The organism is Candidatus Methylospira mobilis, assembly GCF_009498235.1.
Lineage (GTDB): Bacteria > Pseudomonadota > Gammaproteobacteria > Methylococcales > Methylococcaceae > Methylospira > Methylospira mobilis.
Genome location: NZ_CP044205.1, coordinates 100,377 through 123,933, shown reverse-complemented (window position 1 = coordinate 123,933; position 23,557 = coordinate 100,377). Strand labels below are relative to the sequence as shown.

12 protein-coding genes are annotated in these 23,557 nt (G+C 49.3%); all 12 read right to left on the bottom strand.

The window, feature by feature from the left end:
- Window positions 1–520: 520 nt before the first annotated feature.
- Window positions 521–952 (bottom strand): GFA family protein, encoded by a 432-nt coding sequence (locus F6R98_RS00480; protein WP_153247254.1) that lies wholly within the window; start codon window positions 950–952, stop codon window positions 521–523.
- Between the two features lie 189 nt (window positions 953–1,141).
- On the bottom strand, window positions 1,142–3,205 hold the full coding sequence (locus F6R98_RS00475) for a protein kinase domain-containing protein (protein ID WP_153247253.1): 2,064 nt from the start codon (window positions 3,203–3,205) through the stop codon (window positions 1,142–1,144).
- A gap of 232 nt (window positions 3,206–3,437) precedes the next feature.
- Window positions 3,438–4,898, bottom strand: a complete 1,461-nt coding sequence (locus F6R98_RS00470) for an efflux transporter outer membrane subunit (protein WP_194270071.1) — start codon at window positions 4,896–4,898, stop codon at window positions 3,438–3,440.
- Window positions 4,891–8,037: an efflux RND transporter permease subunit gene (locus F6R98_RS00465; RefSeq protein ID WP_153247251.1), complete on the bottom strand. Its 3,147-nt coding sequence runs from the start codon at window positions 8,035–8,037 to the stop codon at window positions 4,891–4,893. The genes F6R98_RS00470 and F6R98_RS00465 overlap by 8 nt, the downstream gene beginning before the upstream one ends.
- Window positions 8,038–8,047: 10 nt before the next feature.
- Entirely contained in the window at window positions 8,048–9,250 is a 1,203-nt protein-coding gene (locus F6R98_RS00460; RefSeq protein ID WP_153247250.1) for an efflux RND transporter periplasmic adaptor subunit, read from the bottom strand.
- 745 nt (window positions 9,251–9,995) lie between these two features.
- Window positions 9,996–11,297, bottom strand: coding sequence for a multidrug effflux MFS transporter (locus F6R98_RS00455; RefSeq protein WP_153247249.1), 1,302 nt, complete (start codon window positions 11,295–11,297; stop codon window positions 9,996–9,998).
- 130 nt (window positions 11,298–11,427) lie between these two features.
- Window positions 11,428–12,915, bottom strand: coding sequence for a hypothetical protein (locus F6R98_RS00450; protein WP_153247248.1), 1,488 nt, complete (start codon window positions 12,913–12,915; stop codon window positions 11,428–11,430).
- A 44-nt stretch (window positions 12,916–12,959) separates the two neighbouring features.
- Window positions 12,960–14,696 carry a hypothetical protein gene (locus F6R98_RS00445; RefSeq protein ID WP_153247247.1) on the bottom strand — a complete coding sequence of 579 codons (1,737 nt, stop codon included), beginning with the start codon at window positions 14,694–14,696 and terminating at the stop codon, window positions 12,960–12,962.
- A 303-nt stretch (window positions 14,697–14,999) separates the two neighbouring features.
- Window positions 15,000–16,652 (bottom strand): hypothetical protein, encoded by a 1,653-nt coding sequence (locus tag F6R98_RS00440; RefSeq protein WP_153247246.1) that lies wholly within the window; start codon window positions 16,650–16,652, stop codon window positions 15,000–15,002.
- A gap of 379 nt (window positions 16,653–17,031) precedes the next feature.
- Window positions 17,032–19,404 (bottom strand): hypothetical protein, encoded by a 2,373-nt coding sequence (locus tag F6R98_RS00435; RefSeq protein WP_153247245.1) that lies wholly within the window; start codon window positions 19,402–19,404, stop codon window positions 17,032–17,034.
- A gap of 61 nt (window positions 19,405–19,465) precedes the next feature.
- Entirely contained in the window at window positions 19,466–19,966 is a 501-nt protein-coding gene (locus tag F6R98_RS00430) for a hypothetical protein (protein WP_153247244.1), read from the bottom strand.
- Complete coding sequence (locus F6R98_RS00425; RefSeq protein ID WP_153247243.1) at window positions 19,967–23,524, bottom strand: hypothetical protein; 3,558 nt, start codon at window positions 23,522–23,524, stop codon at window positions 19,967–19,969. It lies immediately after the preceding gene.
- Window positions 23,525–23,557: the final 33 nt, after the last annotated feature.

Below are 23,557 nucleotides of genomic sequence, written 5' to 3'. Positions count from 1 at the left end.
ATCAACATTCCGCCAAAGCGAGCTTAACTTAACTGCGCAGTTGTAGGGCTTCCATTTCAGATCTTGTTTTGGAAGGCGCTGAAGACACTTTGCCTAAACCCGTTTTAATATCAATCGCCTTGCTAAAGCCGCTTGTTCTGTCGTTTATTCCCTCATGAAAAATATTGCAAGCTGAATTGTCATCATCCGCCTTAAGTAATTTCGCACATATCAGACAGCTTTTTTTATTTATTAGTGAACCGGTGTGAGATTTACATCTATCGAATACGATTTTAATTTCCTTTTCTAAGTTCGAAGTAATTGATATAGATATCCTTCCCGAGTTTGTTAGAGAAACGCTGATTTAATCGGTTTTTGCGCGTACATTTAAAGCAACTATTTGATTTTACCTGTCCGCAATAAGCCAATTTGTACCGATCCGTGCTTCCTTAGTGAAACACTGCGCAACATATGAACACAAGACAATAGTATGTTTTTGGAGTTTTCAACAGCCAGCTAATGTTGTGATTTGATTGAGTACTTATTTAATTAACCCATATAACGCGATAGCTCCGGGCATCTTTTCGAATTTTGGCAATGCGGGATCCATCACATCCCAAAAAGGAGCATGGCTAATGAACAAGTCGACTTTTGGATCGTACCTGGAAAGGTCATCCAGCGTACCAGCTCTGACGGCGATTAAACCAGGCAATGCTTCTATTTTTGCGAACATCTGAGAGCCGCAATTTGGGCAGAAGCCGCGGTGCATCATCCTTCCGCTTCCGCCTGGCGATGAATAGTATTTCAAATCTCCATTGACGATTAGCTTATCTTCGGGAAAAAACATCATTGGGGCGTAAGCGGCGCCCGATATTCTCTTGCAATCCACGCAGTGGCAATTCCCGGACATCTGGTAGTTTACTTCGGATAAATAAGAAACGGCGCCGCAAAGGCATTTGCCGGATATAGACATAATTACCTCACAATAAATTCTAACAATATACTGCTTTTTAAACAAACACCATTATCAAGCATGGCGCTACCGGCGACAGCGATACTCCTGGGGATCTCCGGTCGATTTTCAGAAAAGCGCTTCATTTACTTTGGACTTAACATATCGAAAATTGTAAAACATCGGAAACGGCACATAACCAGATATTTTCTAGGCATACAATATTTCAGCAAGCCCCTGTATTTTGGCGATATAATTCTCCGGTTTCAAGCTGTAATCCTTAAAAAGGGCTTGTACGATTTCGTTGGTTTTACCTGTGTAATCATGCAATGCGTAGGCTTTTTGTTCTACATCCGCGGCATTCGGATCCGCAGCATCTTTTAACTTTACATTCCCTCTATTATTACGTTTCAGCGCCTGGCGGGTAAATTGCCGATTACCTCCTGCGTAAGTGAAGTCTCTTTCGATACATTCGATAATTTGCTCCGCCCTACCCTGATGGCCTATCCAATTGAAAACAAAATCATACCCCTTGCCATGCTGGCTTTCCTTGAAAGCGTTGTAAAACATTTCGACATTGCCAAAAGCATCGAGATGGTCTTCAAAACCCAGCACGGAGGCAACCAGTTTGCTACTCTGCTTGTCATTAAGAATTGGCCTCTTATTTTCATCCTGCATTGGATTTCTATCGCATTCAATTATACGATCATATATTTTTCCGAATGTATCTGTTATCTGTTTATGTCTAATGAACAGGCCTGATCCGTGCCTGTTGATCAAAGCAACATACAAAAACCTTTCAAGAATCGTTTTAAGGTGCGTGCGCGAGCCGCAATTAGCCAGCGCGCTATAAACAACAAGCAATGCTCTGCCTTTCGTATTGCTTTTTTTCGCGCCGCCTGAGTCGGAAGCGGCAATGGGTCTTAAAATATATTGCAGGCATTTAATCTCTTTTGCAAGAAAGGTTTTACCGGAATCGTTAAGGCTTTCTAAGCCAAGCGAAACCTCAACCCGATCCGGCTGCTGTGCGCCGCCGGCCTGTGCATATGCATTTTCCAACCGAAACAAATCGTTCGACATATCGTTTAGATTTATGCCGTAATACGGCGCCCACTCCACGCTAATTCCATCTGCGCCGGATATGATATTATTAAAGACATTGCTCTGCGCACGATTAATAGCCAGTTTATTATCAAGGTCATTTAAAAGGCTTTTAATAGCCTTTGGCGAAAAGAAATCCCTGATGCAACTTTCCCATAAGATTTCATCATGGTTCAATTGCAATACCTTACTATCGCTCGAACTGCTTATAATTTCCGATATCATCATATACAGGGATCCCATATCCATATATACGCCGTACATCAATCTTAACTTCCCTTTCTCATTAATCCTGGATAGATCGGCCGAGCATATCTTTTTTACATCGCCATATTTTATAGCGTCATTGAGCTCGTTTAATTTTTCCTGGAACTCTGCAGCCAAATCGGGAAAATCGATCCTGTCGATGATTCCCGATTCGGAAAAGCGGTTTAGCAAGGACTCCCAAAACGTACGCCCCCTCGCTTTATTTCCATAAAAAGGATTGTATCTTGGCGTGCTCACTCGATATTCGTTCCAAATCCTGTTCAAGCCACCAAAGTCGATTAACCTGGCATCATTATTTACTATCATGATGTTGCCGGGTTTCACATCGCTATGATAGAATCCCCTGCCATGAAACGATTTAAGCTGTTCGTATATCCGGCCGGCAAATTGCACATTCTGCTTTACCGTATAATCTTTAATTTTCCACTCTTTACCGCTGATTTTTTCCATATACACGCAGTATCGATATGCAGAGTCGCATGGATTGCCGTATTGATCCATATTGGAGAAGAAAACAGTCGTTTCATATTGACCGAGCACTATCATTTGAGATATAACATCCTGCAATGTTGCTGCAATAAAACGGTCCATATTATATTTATTTTCATTTTCCTTGATATTTTCCTTTTCCTTGATATGTAACTTTGCCAAAACATATTCGGAATCCAGGCTTTTGAAATGCGCAGGAGGTTCGCCTTCTATCATATATACCGTCTTGTAACTGCCTTTGCCAAGTTGCTTTTTAAACGGCGCCGGCGATTTATTATTCCCGGCCATTTCCGACATAGCTGCCAGCTTTGTTAATTGATGCGTATGCGCCGCCCTTTTCGCATCGAAAACGCTACCGCCGGCATTCATTGGATGAGCGTTATCAATTCTGATAGTGCATGCTCGATAGTTTTTCATGTATATATCTCCAGCTTTCAATACTCACAAAATGATTGATGGTCAGCATCGCAGTTCACACCACCCAATCTGCATCCGTGTTAATTCCAGAGCTTAGCTGATCTGGCATATTCGCTCATCTCAACTCAGGAACTTCCCGGTACCAACTGAAATTGCTGCAAGACAGTAACCACTATTCCGCCATCTTATAAAAATGGCGGCTCGTAAACGTCTCTGCTGCTTGACGGCCCGGCTACGGAAACATAGCTGCTTCGCGCGGTTCCGGAACATGGCCGTTGCTTTCCGCCTGGGCTACCCAGCCGCCGCCCATGGCGCGGTAGAGCTTGATCGCTGCGGCAATATTCGAACTTTTCACATTCGCCAGCTCGATCTGGGCGTCGAACGACTGCCTTAACGAATCGAGCACGGTTATATAGTCGGTGTAGCCTTCGTCATATTGCAGTTTCGACAAGCGAAAATACTTTTCCGCCGATTTGACGCGAGCGCTCTGCAGTTCGCGTTGCTCCCGAGTCTTGGTATGTCCGACAAGCGCGTCCTCGAACTCCTTAAAAGCCGTTAAAATCGAAAGCTGATAATTCGCCACGGCGCTACGCTGCACGGCTTCCGCCGATTGCACATGGCCGGCGATCTTGCCCGCTGTTAATATAGGCAGCAGCAGGCTCGATCCCGCCGACCAGAAGTTCGCGCCGGGAGTAAAAAGCATTGACAGTTGCGACGTCGTTTGCCCCACATCTCCGGTCAGAAGAATCTTTGGAAAATACTCGCCGCGAGCGACGCCGATAAGGGCGTTGGAAGCTACCAGTTCCTGTTCGGCCTGCAGGATATCCGGCCGTCTTGCCAGCACATCGGAAGGCAGACCGGCCGGCACGGTCAGCGGATGAAGCTCGTCGAGCGTGCGTCCGCGAGGGACCGGGCCGGGATTTTCTCCCAGCAGGATTTTCAGGGCATGCTCGGTTTCAGCAATGGATTGTTCGTACTGCGGTATATAGGCGGCGCGCCGGATGTATTCTGATTCGACCTGGTTCACTTCCAATTCCGAACTGTAGCCTTCCCTGAAGCGGGAACGCGCTATCCGCAGCTCGCTTTCCAGCGTTTTCATGATGTTTCGAGTGATTTCCAGATCGCAATCCAGCTCCCGCAACGTCACGTAGGTAATGGCGACCTGACTGACGACAGTCAGCAGCACAGTCCGCCGGTAGGCTTCCTGAGCGAGCAGGTCGGCGCGGGCCGCCTCCCTGGCGCGGCGCAGCTGGCCCCACAGGTCGATTTCCCACTCCATGGTCGCTCCCAGGCGGGCATAATTGATGTCGCCGCTACTCGACGAGAGGCCGCCCGGCAGATTCCCCCCAAGCTGGTTCATGCCATTATTAAGGCGGGAATAACTAGCCGTTCCATAAATCTGCGGGAACAGATTGGCGCGGGTCGAGCCGTACGCGCCCATGAATTTCTCGACAGCGGCGATGGCTTTCTGAAGATCGAGATTGTTGCGGACCGCGCGTTCGATCAAGCGATCGAGCATCGGATCATTGAATTCCTTCCACCAAAGCGTATTGACCGTTTCCCGCGCTTCGCTGTCGCTGAAGCGCCATTTGGACGGCATGGCGACCTTGGGCTGCTCGTAATCCGGCCCGACCATGGCGCAGCCGGTAATCAGTAATCCGGCCAGCACTGCGACGAATACGCTTTTACTCATGTGCATTCTCTTCGGTCTTCGGCGCCGTTACGGCGCTGCGGCGTATCAGATTTTCGGCGACATAGAAGGTAACCGGCACCAGGCAAATGGCAATGAACGACGACGCCAGCATGCCGCCTATCAATACGAAGCCGGTGACCTGGCGCGCCAGCGAACCGGCTCCGCTGGCCGTAGCAAGCGGCACGAAACCGAGTATCGCCGCAAAACTGGTCATCAGTATCGGGCGCAGACGCAGTTTTGCGGCGTCGAGCGCCGCGTCCGTCGCGGTTTTTCCCTCTTCCATACCGGCTTTGGCGAATTCAACGATGAGGATGGCGTTCTTGGCCGACAGGCCGATCAACATCACCAGCGCTATCTGCGCATAAACATTATATTCAAACCCGCCGGCCTTCAGACCTGCAAAAGCGCCGAACACCGCTACCGGCGTACTCAGCAGCACGCCGAACGGCAGACTCCAGCTTTCGTATTGCGCGGCCAGAATCAGAAACACGCACAGCAGCGACATGCCGAAAATAACCGTTGACGAAACGCCTTGCTGAGCTTTTTTTTCCTGATAGCTCATACCCATATAGTCGAAGCCCATCTCGGTCGACATGGTTTCGGCGAATACCTGCTCCATGGCCGCCATGGCCTGGGTGGAACTGTAACCAGGGCCGGGAAGGGCATTGATCTGCGCGCTGCGGAACAGGTTGTGGCGCATGGTGAATTCCGGTCCGACGACGTTTTTCACCTTGATCAACGAAGCCAGCGGAACCATTTTGCCGTCGGAGTTCAGGACATAAAACTGGCTGAGCTGTTCGGTGCCGGTCCGGTATTCCCCCTCGGCCTGCACATAGAGCTGCCATTGCCGGCCGAAACGGTTGAAGTAATTGACGAAACCGCTGCCCATGAAAGTCTGCAGCGTCTTGTACACGTCGGACAGGCTTACCCCTTGGCGAAGCACCTTATCGCGGTCAACTTCGATGAAGTACTGCGGCACAATCGGCAGAAAGGTAGTGCTGACGCTTGCCAGTTCCGGACGCTTACCGGCGGCGTCTATAAATTTTTGTACGTTCCGAGCAAGGAATTCAATGTCTTTACCGGCGCGATCTTCCAGCAGGAAAGTCACGCCGCCGGAAGTTCCGATACCCGGGATGGCCGGCGGCGAAAAAGCGAAACCTATCGCTGACCTGAGTTTCGCCAGCTCCTGATTCAGATGCCCGACGATGGCCTGATACTGCTCTTCGGGTTTGGTGCGCTCCCCCCAATCCTTAAGGGTAATGAAGAAAAAGGCGCTGTAGGTGTTGGTTACCTGGCTCAACATATTGAAACCGACGACCGGGGAATAGGATTCGACGCCCGGCGTGTTAGCCAGTATGTCTTCCACTTCCCTGGCGGCATCGCCGGTACGCTGCAGGGAAGATGCATCGGGCAGCTGTATGACGGCGAATAGGTAGCCCTGATCCTCCTCGGGTAAAAATCCGCTGGGCGAACGGCTCCCGAGCAGGCCCGCCAGCGCCGCAGCGCATACCAGAAAAATCATGCCGATCAGGCTTTTCCGGATCAATGTGCCGCAAAATCCGACATAACCGTCGGTAACCCGGCCGAATAGGCGGTTGAAAGCGTCGAAGAACTTCTGCACAGGGCTGTTTCCGCGCTGCCGGGGTCTTAACAGCAGCGCCGCGAGCGCCGGGCTCAAGGTCAGCGCGTTGAAAGCGGAAATAACCACCGACACGCCGACGGTAATCGAAAACTGCTTGTAGAGCTGCCCGGTGATGCCGGGAATAAACGCCGTGGGCAGAAAAACCGCCACCAGCACCAGCGCAATCGCGATAACCGGCCCCGATACTTCCGACATGGCTTTCAGCGTCGCCTCCTTCGGCGGCAATCCTTTCTCGATATGCTGCTCCACCGCTTCCACGACCACGATGGCGTCGTCCACCACCAGACCGATGGCGAGCACCAGGCCGAACAGGGACAGGGTATTAAGCGAAAAACCAAGCAGTGGAAACATCACGAAGGTGCCGACCAGCGAAACCGGAACCGCCAGCAGCGGAATCAAAGTGGCGCGCCAGCCCTGCAGGAACAGGAATACCACCAGGATCACCAATGTCAGCGCTTCGAACAGCGTCTTGACGACTTCCTTCATGCCTTCGCTGACCGCCAGCGTGGTGTCCAGCGCCACGACGTATTCCAGATCGGACGGAAAACGCTGTTTCAGCTCCTGCATGAGTTTTTTTGCGCCATCCGCGGCATTCATCGCATTGGAGCCGGGCAGTTGGTACAGGGCGACCATGGCGGCGGGTTTGCCGTTGAAGCTTCCGATCTGGTCGTAAGTCTGAGCGCCGAGCTCAATGCGCCCGACATCTTTTATGCGCACCAGCGACCCGTTGGCATTGGCGCGCAACACGATGTTGCCGAACTCCTCCTCGCTCAGCAACCGGCCCTGGGCGCGGATGGCGTAAGTGTATTCCTGGCCGGCCGGCACCGGTTCTCCACCGACCTTGCCCGCGGGATTGACGGTATTCTGCGCGGTGATGGCGGCGGTGATCTCGGGTATGGTGATGCCGAGTTTGGCCAGTTGATCCGGCTTGACCCAGATACGCATCGCGTATTTGCCGGCGCCGAACACCTGAGTGCGGGCGATGCCCGGCACGCGTTTCATCTGGTCGGTAATATTAATATAGGCGTAATTCGCCAGGAAAGTGCTGTCATAGGAGCCGTTGGGCGAATACAGCGCGAACATGATCAACGGCGTGGACGCAGTTTCCTGCACGGTCACGCCGGAGTTTTGCACGTCCGTGGGTAGTTGCGCCGCAACCTGGGTTTCACGCATTTGCGTCAGCATCAGATCGGTATTGGAATCGGTGTCGACGTCGAAATTGACGGTCAGCGTCATATCGCCGTTGTTGGCGTTGACGGAGTACATGTAATTCATGTGCGAAACGCCGACCATCTGTTGTTCGATCGGCGTGGCTACGGATTGCTCCAATGTGAGGGAGTCCGCGCCGGTATAAGTGGCGGACACCTGAATTTCCCGCGGAACGATGTCCGGATACTGGGCGACCGGCAATTGAATCAGCGCCACCACGCCCATCAGCACCAGAAGAATGGAAATCACTATGGCCACTATCGGCCGGTTGACGAAAAAGCTGGACATTGTGGACGGCCTATTGCTGCGGTGTGCTGACGTTGTTGTCGGCCGTTTCGGCCTTCGGCAATTCCTCTGAGAAATGATAGGGCGCAGGCGTCACGACCATGCCTTCGCGGACTTTCTGCACACCTTGAACCACGACCCGATCCTCCGGCTCTATCCCTTTGTCGATCACCCACAACGAGCCGATCCGTTCTCCTGCTGTGACGTTACGCATGGCAATTTTGCTGTCCGGATTGACAATTGCGACCTGATAGCGATCCTGGATCTGCAATACCGCACGCTGAGGCACGAGCAACGCATTGTTTTTCATACCGAGCTTGGCGCGTAGGCGGCCGAATTGGCCGGGCCGCAGAATCTGTTGCGGGTTCGGGAATAACGCTGCCACCTGGATGCTGCCGGTTTTGGCGTCTACTTGCCGGTCGGCGAAATAGAAGGTTCCCCGGTGTTCGTAGGTCGACCCGTCCGCCAGAATCAGCTCGACCTGCGGCGGCTCCCTCGCGCCGTTGCGGAGCTGCTCACGGGCAAAATAAAGGTATTCCTGCTCGCTCAGCGAGTTATAGGCGCGAATGGGATCGACCTGGGAAACGATGGTCAGCGCAGTGCTGGAGCTGGTGGGTCCCACCAGATCGCCTATCTGGGCTTTGGATATGCCGACGATGCCGTTAATCGGCGATTTGATCCGGGTAAACTCCAGGTCGAGTTCGGCCTGAACCACCGTCGCCTTGGCCGCCCACACTTCCGCCGTTGCGCTGGCCTCCCGGCCGGCGGCGGTGTCGCGGTCTCTGACGCTGACTGCGTTTTCAGGGAGCAGGCGCTCGATCCGCCGGATTTCTATGCTGGCGGTTTTCAGAACGGCCTCCTGCTTCGCCAGGGTTGCTCTGTCTTTATTCAGCGTCGCCTGAAAGGTTCTGGGGTCGATTTCATACAGCAACTGACCTTTCCTGACCAAATCTCCTTCCTTGAAGTGCTGCTTGACAAGATAGCCGGTCACCTGGGCGCTGATTTGGGCATTGACCATGCCATCCAGCGTACTGACCCATTCTTTGTAAACGGGTACGTCTTGCCGGATCGCCTGCATGACCTCCACTGAGGGAGGCACGGCCGGCGATGTCGCCGGAGCGCGTTCGCAAGCACTGAGAAACAGCAGCAAGGCGATTCCGAGCGCCTGGCGATACGCTTCCGCTGAACATTTGCCGAAAAAAACTTTCCTACCCACTTTTCACCCGTTTGCATTAAGTTCAGTTTAGTAAATTGATCCTGCCCGGATTCAGCAGACATTGTACTAAAGGACATTTTTTATAACTAATGAACTCTCGGAGTTGGCGTCACTGACTCAGAGTGTAAAGAGACCGCTGTATCCAGCCGTTGAGGCTCGTCTGTGCCGCTCCACAGCGGGCTACCTCTCTGGACGACGGACTCTCGCAAGCGGCGAGCCTGTCTACCGACGCTTCGAACAGGCTCTGTGCGCAGAAGTAAGCGCCTGTATGCCGGCTACCGCGCAGAAGGTATAACTAATTACCTGATTAGCGGAATTCGTCAACAAAAACAGCACGTTTGTCATGCCTGCCGGGAAGCGGGTATCCAGAGCCATGGACGGCAAACGCCGAATCTTGCATGAGGCCTGGAGGCCGCCGCCCCCTGTCGGAATGACGATTACGACCATGCGATGCGATTTGGCTGAAGAATCCTGCTAATCAGGACTAATCAAGCCTTTGTATCTGTGCCTTCCGGTAATTTTAGACGAATAAAAACGCCCCGTATTTGCCGAAACAGACATATATTTTGAATTCGTGGCCGACGTTACAGGCCTCACGGAAGCCGTTGCTCATGAGATAAAGAAAAACAATGGATGGCTGCTAACGACGCAGTCATGCCGATGGGCAAGGAAGAAAAAATCGAGCCGACATGGATACTCTTGCAAGCGCGTTGCAGACCGTGAATCTTCATGAATACATTGCATCTCAAGTTTTATGCCGCCGTTTTTGTCCGCCCGGCGCGATGAGCTTGTTATCTCCGCCAGGAATCAGCCAGAACAAGCCGGCCAGCAGGCCTGAACCAGCTATGGCAAGGGTCATGGGATAAGCCGTGCCGTTTTGCCCGGCTGCGACCAGACTACTGACCAGAAAAGCGCAGCCGAATTGCAGAACGCCGATCAGCGCCGATCCGCTGCCCAAATGCTGACCGCATGCCGTCATGACGATCGCCGTCGCATTGGCGCCGATGAAGCCAAGCGAGGCGATGGCGAACCAGAGCGGGATCAGTAAGAAGACCGGAACGCCGCTGCCGGCGGCTATAACCGTCCCTAGTCCCGCGACGATATTAAGAATCAATGCTGCGCCGAGCAAAGTTGCCGGACTCCAGTGTTTAAGAGCGAAGCGATTGCATTGGGCCGCGATGATAAGACCAACGCTGATCGAACCGAACAGCCAGCCGTAGAGCTGCTCGCTGACGCCGAACAGATTCATGAACACAAAAGGAGAGCCGGTGATAAATGCGAACATGCAGGCTTGAGCAAGCCCGCCGACCAGAGTGGGGATGATGAAGGCGCGTGTACGCAAAAGCCGCCAAAAAACGCGCGCAATACTGGACAGGTTATCGGCCCTTCTCTTCCCCGGCGGTAGCGACTCAGGCAGGCCAAACCAGACGAGCAGCGCGCCGACCATACCGAAAGCCAGCATAACGGCAAAGATCATCCGCCAGCCGGACACAGCCAGAATAAATCCGCCCAGCACTGGCGCCACGATAGGCGCCAGAGTCATCATCACCATCATCAGCGAAAGAACCCGCGCGCTTTCAAACTCGTCGAACAAGTCCCTGACTACCGCGCGGCCTATGATCATTCCGGCGCAACCGCCAACCGCCTGCAGCAGGCGCAGACCGGTAAAAAGCGCTATATCCGAGGTCACAAGACACAGCAGCGACGACAGCACGTAGATGCCAATGCCGATCAGCAACGGAATTCTGCGTCCGTAGCGATCGATCAGCGGCCCATAAACAGCCTGACCCAACGCGAGACCGATAAAGAAAATCGACAGCGTTGCTTGAATAGCCCCGTCGCCGACTCCGAAGGCTTGCGCCATCTGGGGAAAGGCAGGCAGATACATATCCGTAGCCAGCGGCGGAAAGGCGCAGAGCAGTCCGAGAATCGCAATTGCTTGTTGTGGGGCAACGGCAGCTCGATGCAACGGCCGTTCCAGACGCGACCGTCCGACTTTTTGAGACTGTTTCAGTCCGCTTCGTCCTGCTCTCTTGTATTTACGCATCAGCAGCTAAAATTCCGGATATACACAACAATACCTCTATCGCATACCAACCGCCATGGCCATTATGCATTGCAGATAAAATGCGCCACAACAGGATTTAACTCAACAGAAGCACCCGCGTTTTCAATTATTAATCAGTGCCATGGATAACCTGATTAAAATTCCTGCCCAACGCGCGACACAGCGAAGAAAGCATGCCATCTATTTTCGCCGTAATTACCTTATAATCATCCTCGTTCACCTTACAGGTATACGGCAGCTTTCGATTTGCCACAGATTCCAATGGATAATCATCGAGATCGATGATCACAAAATGCCCATTTTCAATGTCAAACAGCAGGTTTTGATTGTGCAACTCGTTCCAACCATACCCGCCCATCATTGCTCTTTCCGGTTTTTGCGCATCTGTCATGCCGTCTGGAACGCGTTTCAATCCGATAGTCAGCAATATTTTAAAATCCTCAAGAACGGTGTCATACGCCTTGGCAAGGACATCATTATTAATTTTTTTCGAATATACGGACAACTCCTGTCCGTCCTTCAACTTTTCAAGCAGAGCCGCTATACTGCTATGTTTATGGTACGGCATAAACCCTTTATCTGTGTCCAGCATAATCACCGGGCATATTCTATCCAAAAATCCGTTGTACCTATCTTCTCTTTGTCTCGCAAGCGCATAGGAAAACAGCCGTTCCATCAAAACAAATGACTTCCGTAATCCAGCGCTGTCAACCGGATCATTAAAAAATTTTTTTACATAAAAACCGCTTTTCTGTGTTTTAATATCGGCAGTACTGCCTTTACCCAGAAGCAGCGTGGTCTGCTTTTTCTCCCCCCCTGTTTTTTCGCTTAACTTGGGAAATACCCAGCTATTGGAATGCCGGTCCGAAAAACAGAAATACCGATAACCGTACAACTCGATCTGACTAATTCTTTTGGAGTACTCTCCAAGCCCCGGATAATCCTTGTATTTCCTGACCTCAGCAAGCTCCGCAGCATGCAGTTTACGCCACCTCAATGCAAGTTTGACCTCCTCCGTTATCTCATGAAACGGCTCCTGTTCTTCATCACTCCTTATCAAGGCCGGAGCATGGGAAACAGCCATGAGGGCAGGAACCTCTTCATTCAGTATTTTTCCATACTTATCCTTCGCGGATTTTTGCTTGTTTGCGTTCTTGCGAATAAAACTCAATCCGGGGTCTTTATCAATTGCCGCCGCCGAATAAGCTTTCGAATCAATTATATACTTGCAAAAAACGGCCTGTAAAGCCATAGGTATTGTGGCTTTCGAGCCGGATGCATTTTTTGCGAGCGCATAAAAACTCACTTTAACCGCATGCGCGTCATGCCCGGAAAGTTCGATAACGCGCGGTATGTTACTTATCAGATTATCTATGTATTCATTAAAAGAGACAATCTCCGCATCAACAGACGGCCCAAAAATCCTGGTTCGAGCAATCTTGATCCTGCCGACCCGGGACAATATATTGCTTATTACATCATTACGTCCAAGACGCTTCAGTACCTGCAAGAAGCGATGCGCAACCCGGACTGCATCGGTCTTGGTTGTCTGTTGCAGACATTGCTCGTACTGCTCAACTGATTTATTCTTCGGCATGCTTTTCCTCCTGGTCGATAATTTTTCCGCCGGTATCATGGCTATTAATTATATACGCTCTTTATTATTTTTATACCAAGCTTTATCTTGCTTGCCGACGCAGAGCCAAATTTACCCTTAACCATATTCTCCCTGAATTCATCCAAAAGACGTATAAACCTGTACCTGTAACCACCATACTTTTCATGTAATAGCAAACTGATATTTTCATTATAGATCATCTCGGTATCCTCGCTGCTTTCGCCTGCGACGGGAGTCGGCATGGTTACGAACTGGTATAAGTTGTTTGCGAGAATAAAACCGAAAGAGTCGGCCTTATCGTTAACAGGATCTCCGGAAAAGGATTCGCTTCCGACCTTCCGGTACTTTACCAGGCCTAAAAACAGACTATCAAGACCGGCTAAAATTGAATCGGCATCAGTTCTATTATCCGCGCTTAGAATACCCCTGAACATTACAATGCGCTTGTACCCATCGCTTTTCTTGTCGCGCTTATTGTTCAAATACCGGTCGCATGCGCCCAATACAATATTATTTTTTAGCGTGGAAGCAAAAACCTTGATTGTCACGTCATTATTCACGTTACCGGCAAGGAATTCACCATCATTTTCAACCATCATCACCCTATCAAGATTGCTAATTAATCCGGCGTAATTGGCGGCAGGTTCCGATTTAATAACATACTGTCGCCATGAAAACCTGGGCAGACCGTATATCTTTCTTTCATCATTAAATTTGCCAGTAATTTGAAGATCAGAAACACCCAATCTTTTTATGGTTTGACTATCAAAATAGGCGGCAGGATCGTTTCTATTCAGCTTATGGCCAACAGCGTCATTTATTTTAAACGGAAATTTTGCGTAATGTGCCGCAAGAATAAACACCATACAGGATGTTACAAAATCCACTTGATAATGATTGGCGGTGAATTCCTTAATAAAAACCTTGTTTTCTCTTTCCCGCAGCGAAAGCTTGTCCAAATAGTCGGCAATATTGGTTACTTGAACATGGCTATATTTATTGAATATAAAAGGATTGATTTGCGGTGCGAATTTCCTGCCAACAGGCAACGGGCACATCTGATTAAAGCAGAGTGTTTTGTCCTTGGCCCGATATGCGGCCAATGCGACAACGCATCGCACTATCTTATTACACTCTGATAAATCATATGCATTTTTATGCATGGAGGGTATTGTCTTATAATCGACCAGGTTGCCGGCAACAGGCTCGACAGCGGCAATATGTATCGAAAAGTCAAGTTCCCTGGGCTTTATAGCCTGTAACACGCTGGTTTTATGCAGCAGTTTAGCCAGCAAGAAAGTCATTACTGCGCCGCGGGAAAATCCGGTTAGATACAGGTTAACCCTGGATAAATCCTCCAGTAGCGGCAGTTCGTTTTCGAGATTGAACTCAAGTTTTCCTTTATCGTTGATAAGCTTTCTAAATATAAAACACCCCTGATCTGACAGGCTTTGCGCGCCGAACAACCTGGGTATAAATGTTTTTTCAAGCCAAGGAGACGCCGAAGTAAATAGCCCCCCCAAGTCATGCGGTTTAACTCCCTCAACAAGAACAAAATAATCCATATTTGTCATTAAGTCGCATTGCCTGTACAGCAGCTCGCTTTTTGCCCTGAAAGTTGCATTCTCATCCTCAATTGACTTTTTAATCTGTTTTCTTAAGTTATTATTGGGCAAGGCAGAAAGACCATCCTTTTGATCGGATGACAGCGAACGACTTACCTGATCACTCGTACCCAGAAACAACACATAGATATTCATTTACATTTACCGTTCAAATATATAAACAACCGGGTAACCATTCAGACACCCCTCGGTTTTCAGGATTTTCCGTTCGTCGTGGGCCTGTCGAACGATGAACGGAAAATCCTGACAGATTGATTGCCAGTCCGTTCATGGTTCTACAGGCTCTCCAGCCGCATTCGCGGCGCCACGTCCACGAACGGACTAAGCCAGGCATTTGGAAATAGAGTCCAAGGGGGTATCTGTACGGTTACAACAACCGAAGTTTTACTGCCTTGTAACCATTCAGCGTCCTTTGACTTTTGTCCGGCGCCGCGCCTATTATTCAGGCAGCCTGGCCAGATAATTGGCTAATCTTCTGGACTCGTTTTCGCTTACGTTAGGCAGTTTCAGTGTCTTCTTGTCCAGGTTCATATGTATATGATGACTTTTAAAATAATCAACAAGTTGAACGCCATCCGGCATTTTCAGAATTGCATCGCACAGGTAAAGCCCCAATACTCCGGTATGTCTTACACAATCGACGGCAGCCGGTGATTGCAGGTTGGAGGTTAAAATAGGAATATCGTAATCCCTTCCCAAGGGGTTTTGAGCGCTGAAGAAGGTTCCGATCCTGGACTTAGGGTCTACAAAAAAAACCTGGTTATGGATTTTTACCAGCAGCATGGCGTGATCGACAAATTTATTGAACTGGAACTTCTGCTCATCCCTTTGCGTTCCAACTGCGCTCACCACAAAAGAAGACTGTAGAAATTCCCGGCTGGCGATTATCGAACGTATCGAGTTTGCGAATTGGAGTTGACCTGAATTGCTTGTAATGTGTACAACGCTGCGCGGAATAACGGCATTGGTGTAGGTATCGAAAAACACGTCCGGCAGGGAAGCGTTTGTATTTTCTTCTCGCGTAAGATTCGGCTGCAGGCATTTTAGTCCTTTTTCGATGATACCCCTGGCGCTGTTAAAACTCGCAGTATCCTTGTTGTTTAACTGCGCTTGTTTTGCGTCATTATGCAACTGAGACATGGTTTTTTTTGTCTGTATCCCCGAAACCTGCAACATGTCGCCTATATGACCACCGGAACGGATTCTTGTTTCAGCAACAAATGAACCTTCATCCGCAGGATTATAACCGTCTTCGATGAGCGCGCCGGATGGTTGCCTAACCGGGAGCTGCTTTTGCATACCCAGTAAATTAACGTCGACTCGCACCTTTCCCGCTCTATGCGCCTCGGCGGCAAAAAAGTCGTCATCATCGGACAAATAATCGTTTCTGCTGTTTTCTACCTGGGCCATTACTTCCATATTGGGCATGCCCATGACAGAGTCTTTTATACCTCCACCGCCGGCAAGCGATGGGCCTGCTATTTCCTTAACGCCCGGTTGCACGAGCAGTATATTACTGCTGAAAATATCGTCGCGCCAATCCTTGCGCTCTTCCTTGCTTGCGTCATTCTCTTTCGATATGAACGTTATAAAGTCCTTTTTTATATTCTGCTGTTGTTCTGAATTAAATCCGTTCAGAAACAGTGCGTTGAGTTTCAGCGACTCCAGAACCAAACCGCTCTTTGCGGTGCCGTTGAACTTTATTAAATGAGTATTAATGGTTTTGTGATGATCGGTCGTATTTTTCTGAAAAATTCGACTTTTATTTTTAATGAAGTTAAATATATCATCCACCTGTATATCGCAATCGCTTACCGCATGAACCAGGCCGTCGAATGCGCATTCCTTTGCTTCATGATATTTACCCTTGTTTTTAAAGCGGTTAGGCGAAACATGCTGCATGAACTTAACCTGGTTCATGGCTATGGCTATATCGACAAAGCGCCGGGCATCGGTTGATTTTAATGCAAGCAAACTCGTTTGCACCGCATCCTTTAGTTTTATTTCCAATTGCGATTTGCTGGCGGTTTGCGTCGTTTTGTTGACATTTTTCCGGTCTAATTTTTCCTTGTATTCCTGGCGGTACGACATTAAATAGCTCCCTATGATTTTGTATTAGTTCGAGTTATATCCAGCCGTTCGGCTCATTATACATAACCATTTAGATACACTTCAGCCTTTTTGCCATTAACTTTTGAGTTAGTCCGTTCGTGGGAGTAGCGCCGCGAATGTGGCTGGAGAGCTTGTCGAACCATGAACGGACTACTATCAATATGATACGATTTTCCATTCATCCTTCGACAGGCTCTGGACGAACGGAAAGCCGGGGCGCTGAATTGTTACAACATATTTACAAATAATAACCTGCATTTAAAACGTCACTTGGCGTTGGGAAAAGCGAAAATATCCATATGCATTATGTTTATAATTTCAAAACAATGTACATGCTCGAAACTTCAAAGCGCTTATACTATGGGTTCTTCTCAAGTTTAGAAAGTCTGGCTTCCAGTTGATTAATAGTATTTCGCATGACTTGTTGATCGTCTGACTGCCTTTTTGCTTCATGATCAATTGAAGTGGTTTTATCAGAGATGCCCTTTTCTTTGATATCTGCTATTTTGCCGAAAGCACCAAGCTTATAGGCCAGAAGTTGCAGAGTTTCGGCAACCGCTTTATTGATATCAGACTGCAAGGTCGCCGAGCCTGTGCCTGAAGCAGATGCTATCACTCCTAGCTGCAGGGCTTTTAAGTTACTCACCAGTTCTTCATTTATTTCTTTTTCTGCGCTCTGGAGGTCTGACAAGTTATAGGCGCTAGCTAACGTTGTTTTTTTTATTTTAAGTTTTGCATTGCTGGCATTAACAAAGTTTTTAATTTTAACTTCTTTACCATCAATATAATCCTGTAATTCCTTGGGGCCTTGCCTGGAATTAATACCTTTACCAGCCAACTCAAATTCACTTTGCATTCGAGAAAGATAACTGTCATTTACAGCATTATGCCCGCCTATTAGTTGAAGCCCTTCACTTATATATTGTTCGCATTTAAATTTACTCTCATTCATCAAATCTGAGTAAAGGTCTTTAAATCTGTTGCCTATACATTTAATTAGGTCTTTACTATCTTGTTTAGGTTTTTTTCCTGTGGCCATCATGCCGTAAAGATCCTCATCAGTAATATCCACCGCCCCGATGATATTATTATCAAGCTTCATATACTTTACAAAACTAAATTTTTCTAAATTCTCTTTTTTTATTTGTTCCACAATATGATCATTTTCTATTTTTTGTTTAATATCACTCACTTTGAGTTGCGCTATATCGCCTTTGTCAATTTTTACAAGCGCCTCGAGTGCTTGATCTACTTTGCTATCAAAATTGCCGCCAGCCTCAGCGATCTTCTTAACTTGCATATGTTTCGAAATGATAATTGCGCCGATAGCCATTCCTACCTTTTTCCAGTAGACATCCACATCAAAGTAAGCCTTTATATAAGGCAGCTCGGCAATTTTATTAAATACATTGGCTTCCCACATATCACCAGTAAATGTAAGTTGAGAGCTACGCCCCAGCATTCCCACCCCTGTATATGCCTGGGACGTAACCCATGCCTGAGTTGCAAGCGCATCTATAAGCGCATTGTGGACTTTTACATCCAATGCATTGTTGAAACCAAAACCGCCAAGACTTGCAAGATTATAAGTGCCAAGATGCTTTATTAGCACGGCATGGAAGGCATACATTCCAAGCGCAAAATCCTTTCTATGCTCGCTGGAATTTGCAAAGCCTAATACTTTTATTGTTTGTGTTTTATTGTTAAAATCCTTGGTAAAGACCGAAGGTAAAATATTGCTTACTGCATCAATGACATGTTTAGCAAACATATCGCCGAATGACAATTTCAAGGATTCGATATACTCAGGTGCATGAGAGATAATCCTCGCCTTTTCAATGAGAATTTCATTTCTCGTTACGCGTTCATCTCCGTTTGCAAACCATTTATCATACAAACTATTATTTCCGAATTTAGCAAACTGTTTAGCGAAACTTGTTTTTTTATCTAATATATCGATCTCACTCTTCAAATCCTTTACATCAGCACTGACCGACTTCTGAATTACTCCTGTATTTATCAGCGACTTATGCCGCCCACCTATGTCTTTTTCGTCTAATAATAAATATAATGCCAACGGAATCAATTTTTGTTTTTCTTGTGAAAAAGCAAGCTTATCTGTCATTTTGCTGTATGCTTGAATGGCTACTTTCACAGATACGCTGGCCGCATATTTACTCAGTTGTTCAACCACACCTCCCGGATTGTCTTTAAGGCGATTCATAACCTCCTGTCTATAATCTCTACTTTGCAGACCAGGGAATAGTAAGCCGAATGAAAATCCGGAGGCCTGCATATCTTCGCCTTGTGCTGAAAAAGAATACTCGGCAGCTTTTAGTGCGTTATTTGCAATGTGTTCTAGCACACCCAATGCATTCGACTTTCTTGACGGATCGAGGGAGCTCATGACGTTCTTTCCCACAGCCAATGTTGCGCCTACCGCAGCCACGATAATTGGCGACAATATACCTGCCGATCCTAAAAACACAACGGGCAATAGGAGCGCGCCGCTAGCACTTGCAATACCGGTGTAGGCAAGCTTTCTTTTTGCAAGCCTTTTATTCTTATCGAAGCTCATGAAACCGGCGCATTGTTTGTATGTGCTTTCAACTTCCAGCTGGAATTTATCGTTGCAAACCGCATATTCCGTTTTAAATTCTTCCACGAGTTGCAGAATTTCACGGTTTATCTGGTTATGGTTGCTAGCTTTCTTGTATGAAATATACGTCATTTTTCACCTCTTTAGTTACACGTATAACTGTTGCTTGTCTTTACCGTCGTACCGGAGGCGGCTATTCGGGCTGTGATTTCGAGAACATGCCAAACAGGTCATTTACCTTGCAAAACAAACAATCTTCGACGATTTTTATTTGATTATCCGCGCCGATGGAAACGCTGTATTTATTCTTCAGCGGGGTGGATAACTGTTTTTTCCACTGTGTTCCTGGTTCGTTGAACAGAAAATACAGGGCGAGATCGCCTTGCGCAGGCGGATGCACGCTGAATTGCCGCCTTTCGCCCGGCGTCATTGAAAACACGCCCAGCACGCTGGCGTCGGCCGGCGAGGCGAAAACCTTTGCAGCCACATCCTGATAGTTGTCCAGCAGGAACTGTTTTTCGTTGACTGCTCGCGCCAGAAAATAAAACAGGTGACCGCCGTTCGCCTGATATTCCGCGCTGACATCGAGCGTAAACGGCGGCGGAGGCGTCGGCGAGCCGGCGCCGGCGCAAGCGGCCAGCAGCACGATTGCGCATAATTGCGCCGTCCATTTTAAATTTGATTTTTTGAGCATTTAACTACCTGCCAGATTGGTAAATAATTTCCAGGGATCCGCCTGAAAGGTAAAATCCAGATTTAATTTCTGCTGCGGATAGTCGGGGTGATCCAGGAACCAGCGATAGCGATTGCTGCCCATCGTTTGCCCCCGCTGCAGCAATTTGAAAAAGCTCCAGCTCTCTCCGCCCACAGTGATGTCGGCGTAGATGCGCTCGGGGCTATTTTCCTTGCGTAATTCAATGCCCGCCGATGCCGGGGGCGCGTTCCACCATTCCAGCGCAAATTTTTGCCACGCGGCTTGCTGGTTGAAGCCGAGCGCCGATTCGCCGCCGCTGCGCAGGTAGTTCAGCGCCGGCTGCGCCGCGCCGGGAAACTGATTTTTGTCCAGCGTAGGCAGCAGTTCCGGCCTGACGCTGAATTGCAGCGCTTTCGGGCTGCCCTGCGCGTCCCATAAATTCGAGGTTAGCTGCTGCACGCTGTTAAGCCGGGACAGCATATTGGACGGCAGCAGGGCTTTAACGTCGGTCAATTCATGCTGTTTTATCCACACGCCGTTACTATAACTGCACAGCGGCGCGAGGTATTGATTAAAGCTGACCCAGAATGCGCCTTGTTTGGGATGCAGCGACTTGATCAAATCGTCCATAGTCAATTCAACCGCCGAGGTAGGCATAAACGGGTATTGGCTCAGCATCGGCGCAATGTTCGAATTCCATATGTCGGCCCAGATACCGTCGGCGCTATGCGCGATTTCAATCGCGCCCAGTTCCTGGACTTTCTGCACCGGCGCAAGGAACGGTTGCTGCCATGCACTGGCGATGCCGGCGCTTTGCAGCCAGGCTTTGACCAGCTTCAAATAGGAACTTTCATCGTTGAGCAGCATAGCCCAGGCCAGTCGCCCCGCAGGCGACAACGCCGATTTGAGTCCCGCAGCGTCGTCGCCGGTCTTCTTTGGCGTATAGGGTTCGCCTGACTCCAGTTCGGCCTGCATTTGCTGCATCATAAGCTGGTATTTGGCCAATTCCGGATAATTGCCGTTCTGTTCAACCATCAAGCGCTGAATAGGCGTGAATGCCGTCAGCTTTTGTGCAAAGGCGGTGAAAGCCGGCGTGGACGGCAAGCTGAGCGCAGTGTTCTGCTTGATATTGAGCAAGGCGGTCATCAACGGCGAACCGGGCATTTGCAGTTGCGCCAGTTCGTATTGCAGCGACCATACAGAATCGATTTCTATGCGGAATTGGCGTAGATAGTTCAGATACGCATTGACGTAGCGTTCGGAATAGGCGTTTAAATTGCGTAGCACAAAGTCGCTGAAGCGTTTTTGCTCCGCCTTGTCGACCGGTAGTTTGCTAACTGTGTCAGCCAACGCCAGCACCGTCGGTTTGACTTGCTGCTCGAACGCGTCATGACTTAAACGCCCGTCGATATGGCCCGTTGCTGCCGGCAGCAAGCGGTTCTCGGCGGCTGACGCCAGTTCGATATCGGCATAAGACGAAGGGGTATCGAAAAAGGCCCACCCATCCGCGCTCCGGTGCGACTTGACAATGTTGCGCAGCATCAGCGTGATGCGGCTGCGCAACATGAGATCGCTCCATTGCCCGCTGTCGAAAGAGAAATCCTCGCCTTCGAGGGAGAAACGCATGGTCGCGGGCTCCTCGTCGGATTTGATTGCCGCGACCGCCTGAATCTGGAGCAGGCATTGAGCAATCGACATCGCCGGCTGGCAGGCGTCGGTATCGCTCATCGTCAGGTGTTTGACCAAATCCAGAAACTTCAGTATTCCTTCCTGCTTTAGTTTCGACTGCGCGATATATTGCGTTTGCAGGCTTCTTCTAAGCCGGGTATTTTCCTGCAGCCAACTGACGATCATGTCCTGGTCGCGATATACATAGGACCGATGGGCAATGGCGATGAAATCCGAGGCCTTGCGTTTTATGTCGGAAAATTCCAACTCCTCGATATAAGGTTTTGCCTGCGCCACCTGCAAATCGCGAAAGAATATGATCCATGGCGTAATGTCTTCCACGAGTTGCTGCGATTGATCGGCATAATTTAAGCCATTAAGCGTATCGTTCATCTCTTCCGTGTGGGAATTATGATTGATATAGTCCCGGAACAGCGTTTTATATTTAATCATTTCTTCAGACGGATCGGTATCTATCCGGTAAAGAAACACTCTTCCCACGTCGTTGCCTGGAGTGGCGTAAAGGAGCGCCAGCAGGTTATTGGTTTTAAACGGGGCATCCTGGTCGAATTGCGCTTCCTTGAGCATTGGAATCAAGTAATTCTTTCTAATAGCTCGAATGAGTTTCAGGTTTATCAGACCGTTGGTCTTGTCGAAGTATTTGGGTATCAAGGGAGACAGCAGCGTGTCTTTGTTCAGGTCGTAGCTATAATCAAGAAATAATGGACTGATTTTCTGCGCATACTCGGTGACCGGCGTCGTATTGACGATATCCGCGCGTTTAATGATATCGGTTATTATGTCCTGCTGGTAACGATAGCTGCCGGCAAGGTAAACCAGCCCGGCCGCGGCGAGCGCAAACGCAGCCTTGGCGTGGACGGTTAAAATTTCAGGGGCGGGGCCTTCGCCGCTGCCGGGCAGCGGTAAAAACGGATGGCATCCGAAGCTATCGGTCTGTTCGGACAGCAGGCACAGGCGCATCACCGGATTCGACGATGCGCCTTGAGCCAGCCTTTCCTGACGCAAAAAATCGCGCAGCACCTTCAACAGGCCTGGCGCTTGCCGTAGAAAGCCGACTATTTTCAGGTAGTCTTGCGCGGACTGCGTCAACAATGCCCGATCAAGATGTTTGCTGTACGCATCCAGACAGGATTCCAAAGCGCTGATTCCGTCGCCGCTGGGAAACTCAATCTGCAGCGGAATCCCCGCTTTTTGCAAAAAAGCGCAAAACTCGGAAAAACCGGACACTTTGTCCATGTGGCTCAGCGCCAGGACGAGCGGTATAGGCGCTTTTCCCAGTTCCTTGAATACTTCCAGCTTTCCGAACAAGGCCCGTCCCGACTGTCTCAAACGCTCCGGCTGCGGCTCCAGCAACATCCCGGCGTCGATGACCACGGCAATTTGAGGCGTAGCGGGAAAATGCCGCCATAATTTGCCAAGGGCGCGATGAACCGCCGGGTTGGTGTTGTAAAGCAGCGATGCGGCAAGCTCGACCGCCACTACCTTTGCGCCCAGATATATCTGGAGCATGGGATCTTCGGTCATGCTGGGATAAAAACGGAAATTCTGCCCTTTCCACCCGGCATGGTTATCGATCAGCGTGGTTTTTCCCGAACCGGCATCGCCTATAACGAGGAACAACGGTACGTTCAGCGCTTTGTTTCTCATCGAACGGGGTATTTTGCTTACGAATTGCCGCCATGTCGCCACGAGCCTGCCGGCCGGCATTTGCGCCCCCTTGGAAACGCTGACCACCGCGCTGAAGACGCCCTCCGCGCGCTTGCGACGCCAGACCAGGAATATCAACCCTCCCACCAGTACCACCAATACCAGTACAATGATCAAAACCAGCCAATATGGCCAGGTTATGAACGAAAGCATTGAATTCATCGAGCCACTCCCATCATTAGTACCGCCCCTGCC

Bases quoted from the DNA above. Each gene is read 5' to 3' on its own strand.
- F6R98_RS00445 (WP_153247247.1), bottom strand. From the start codon at position 14,696: ATGAATATCTATGTGTTGTTTCTGGGTACGAGTGATCAGGTAAGTCGT.
- F6R98_RS00440 (WP_153247246.1), bottom strand. From the start codon at position 16,652: ATGTCGTACCGCCAGGAATACAAGGAAAAATTAGACCGGAAAAATGTC.
- F6R98_RS00425 (WP_153247243.1), bottom strand. From the start codon at position 23,524: ATGAATTCAATGCTTTCGTTCATAACCTGGCCATATTGGCTGGTTTTG.
- F6R98_RS00430 (WP_153247244.1), bottom strand. From the start codon at position 19,966: ATGCTCAAAAAATCAAATTTAAAATGGACGGCGCAATTATGCGCAATC.
- F6R98_RS00455 (WP_153247249.1), bottom strand. From the start codon at position 11,297: ATGCGTAAATACAAGAGAGCAGGACGAAGCGGACTGAAACAGTCTCAA.
- F6R98_RS00470 (WP_194270071.1), bottom strand. From the start codon at position 4,898: ATGAGTAAAAGCGTATTCGTCGCAGTGCTGGCCGGATTACTGATTACC.
- F6R98_RS00450 (WP_153247248.1), bottom strand. From the start codon at position 12,915: ATGCCGAAGAATAAATCAGTTGAGCAGTACGAGCAATGTCTGCAACAG.
- F6R98_RS00435 (WP_153247245.1), bottom strand. From the start codon at position 19,404: ATGACGTATATTTCATACAAGAAAGCTAGCAACCATAACCAGATAAAC.
- F6R98_RS00480 (WP_153247254.1), bottom strand. From the start codon at position 952: ATGTCTATATCCGGCAAATGCCTTTGCGGCGCCGTTTCTTATTTATCC.
- F6R98_RS00465 (WP_153247251.1), bottom strand. From the start codon at position 8,037: ATGTCCAGCTTTTTCGTCAACCGGCCGATAGTGGCCATAGTGATTTCC.
- F6R98_RS00475 (WP_153247253.1), bottom strand. From the start codon at position 3,205: ATGAAAAACTATCGAGCATGCACTATCAGAATTGATAACGCTCATCCA.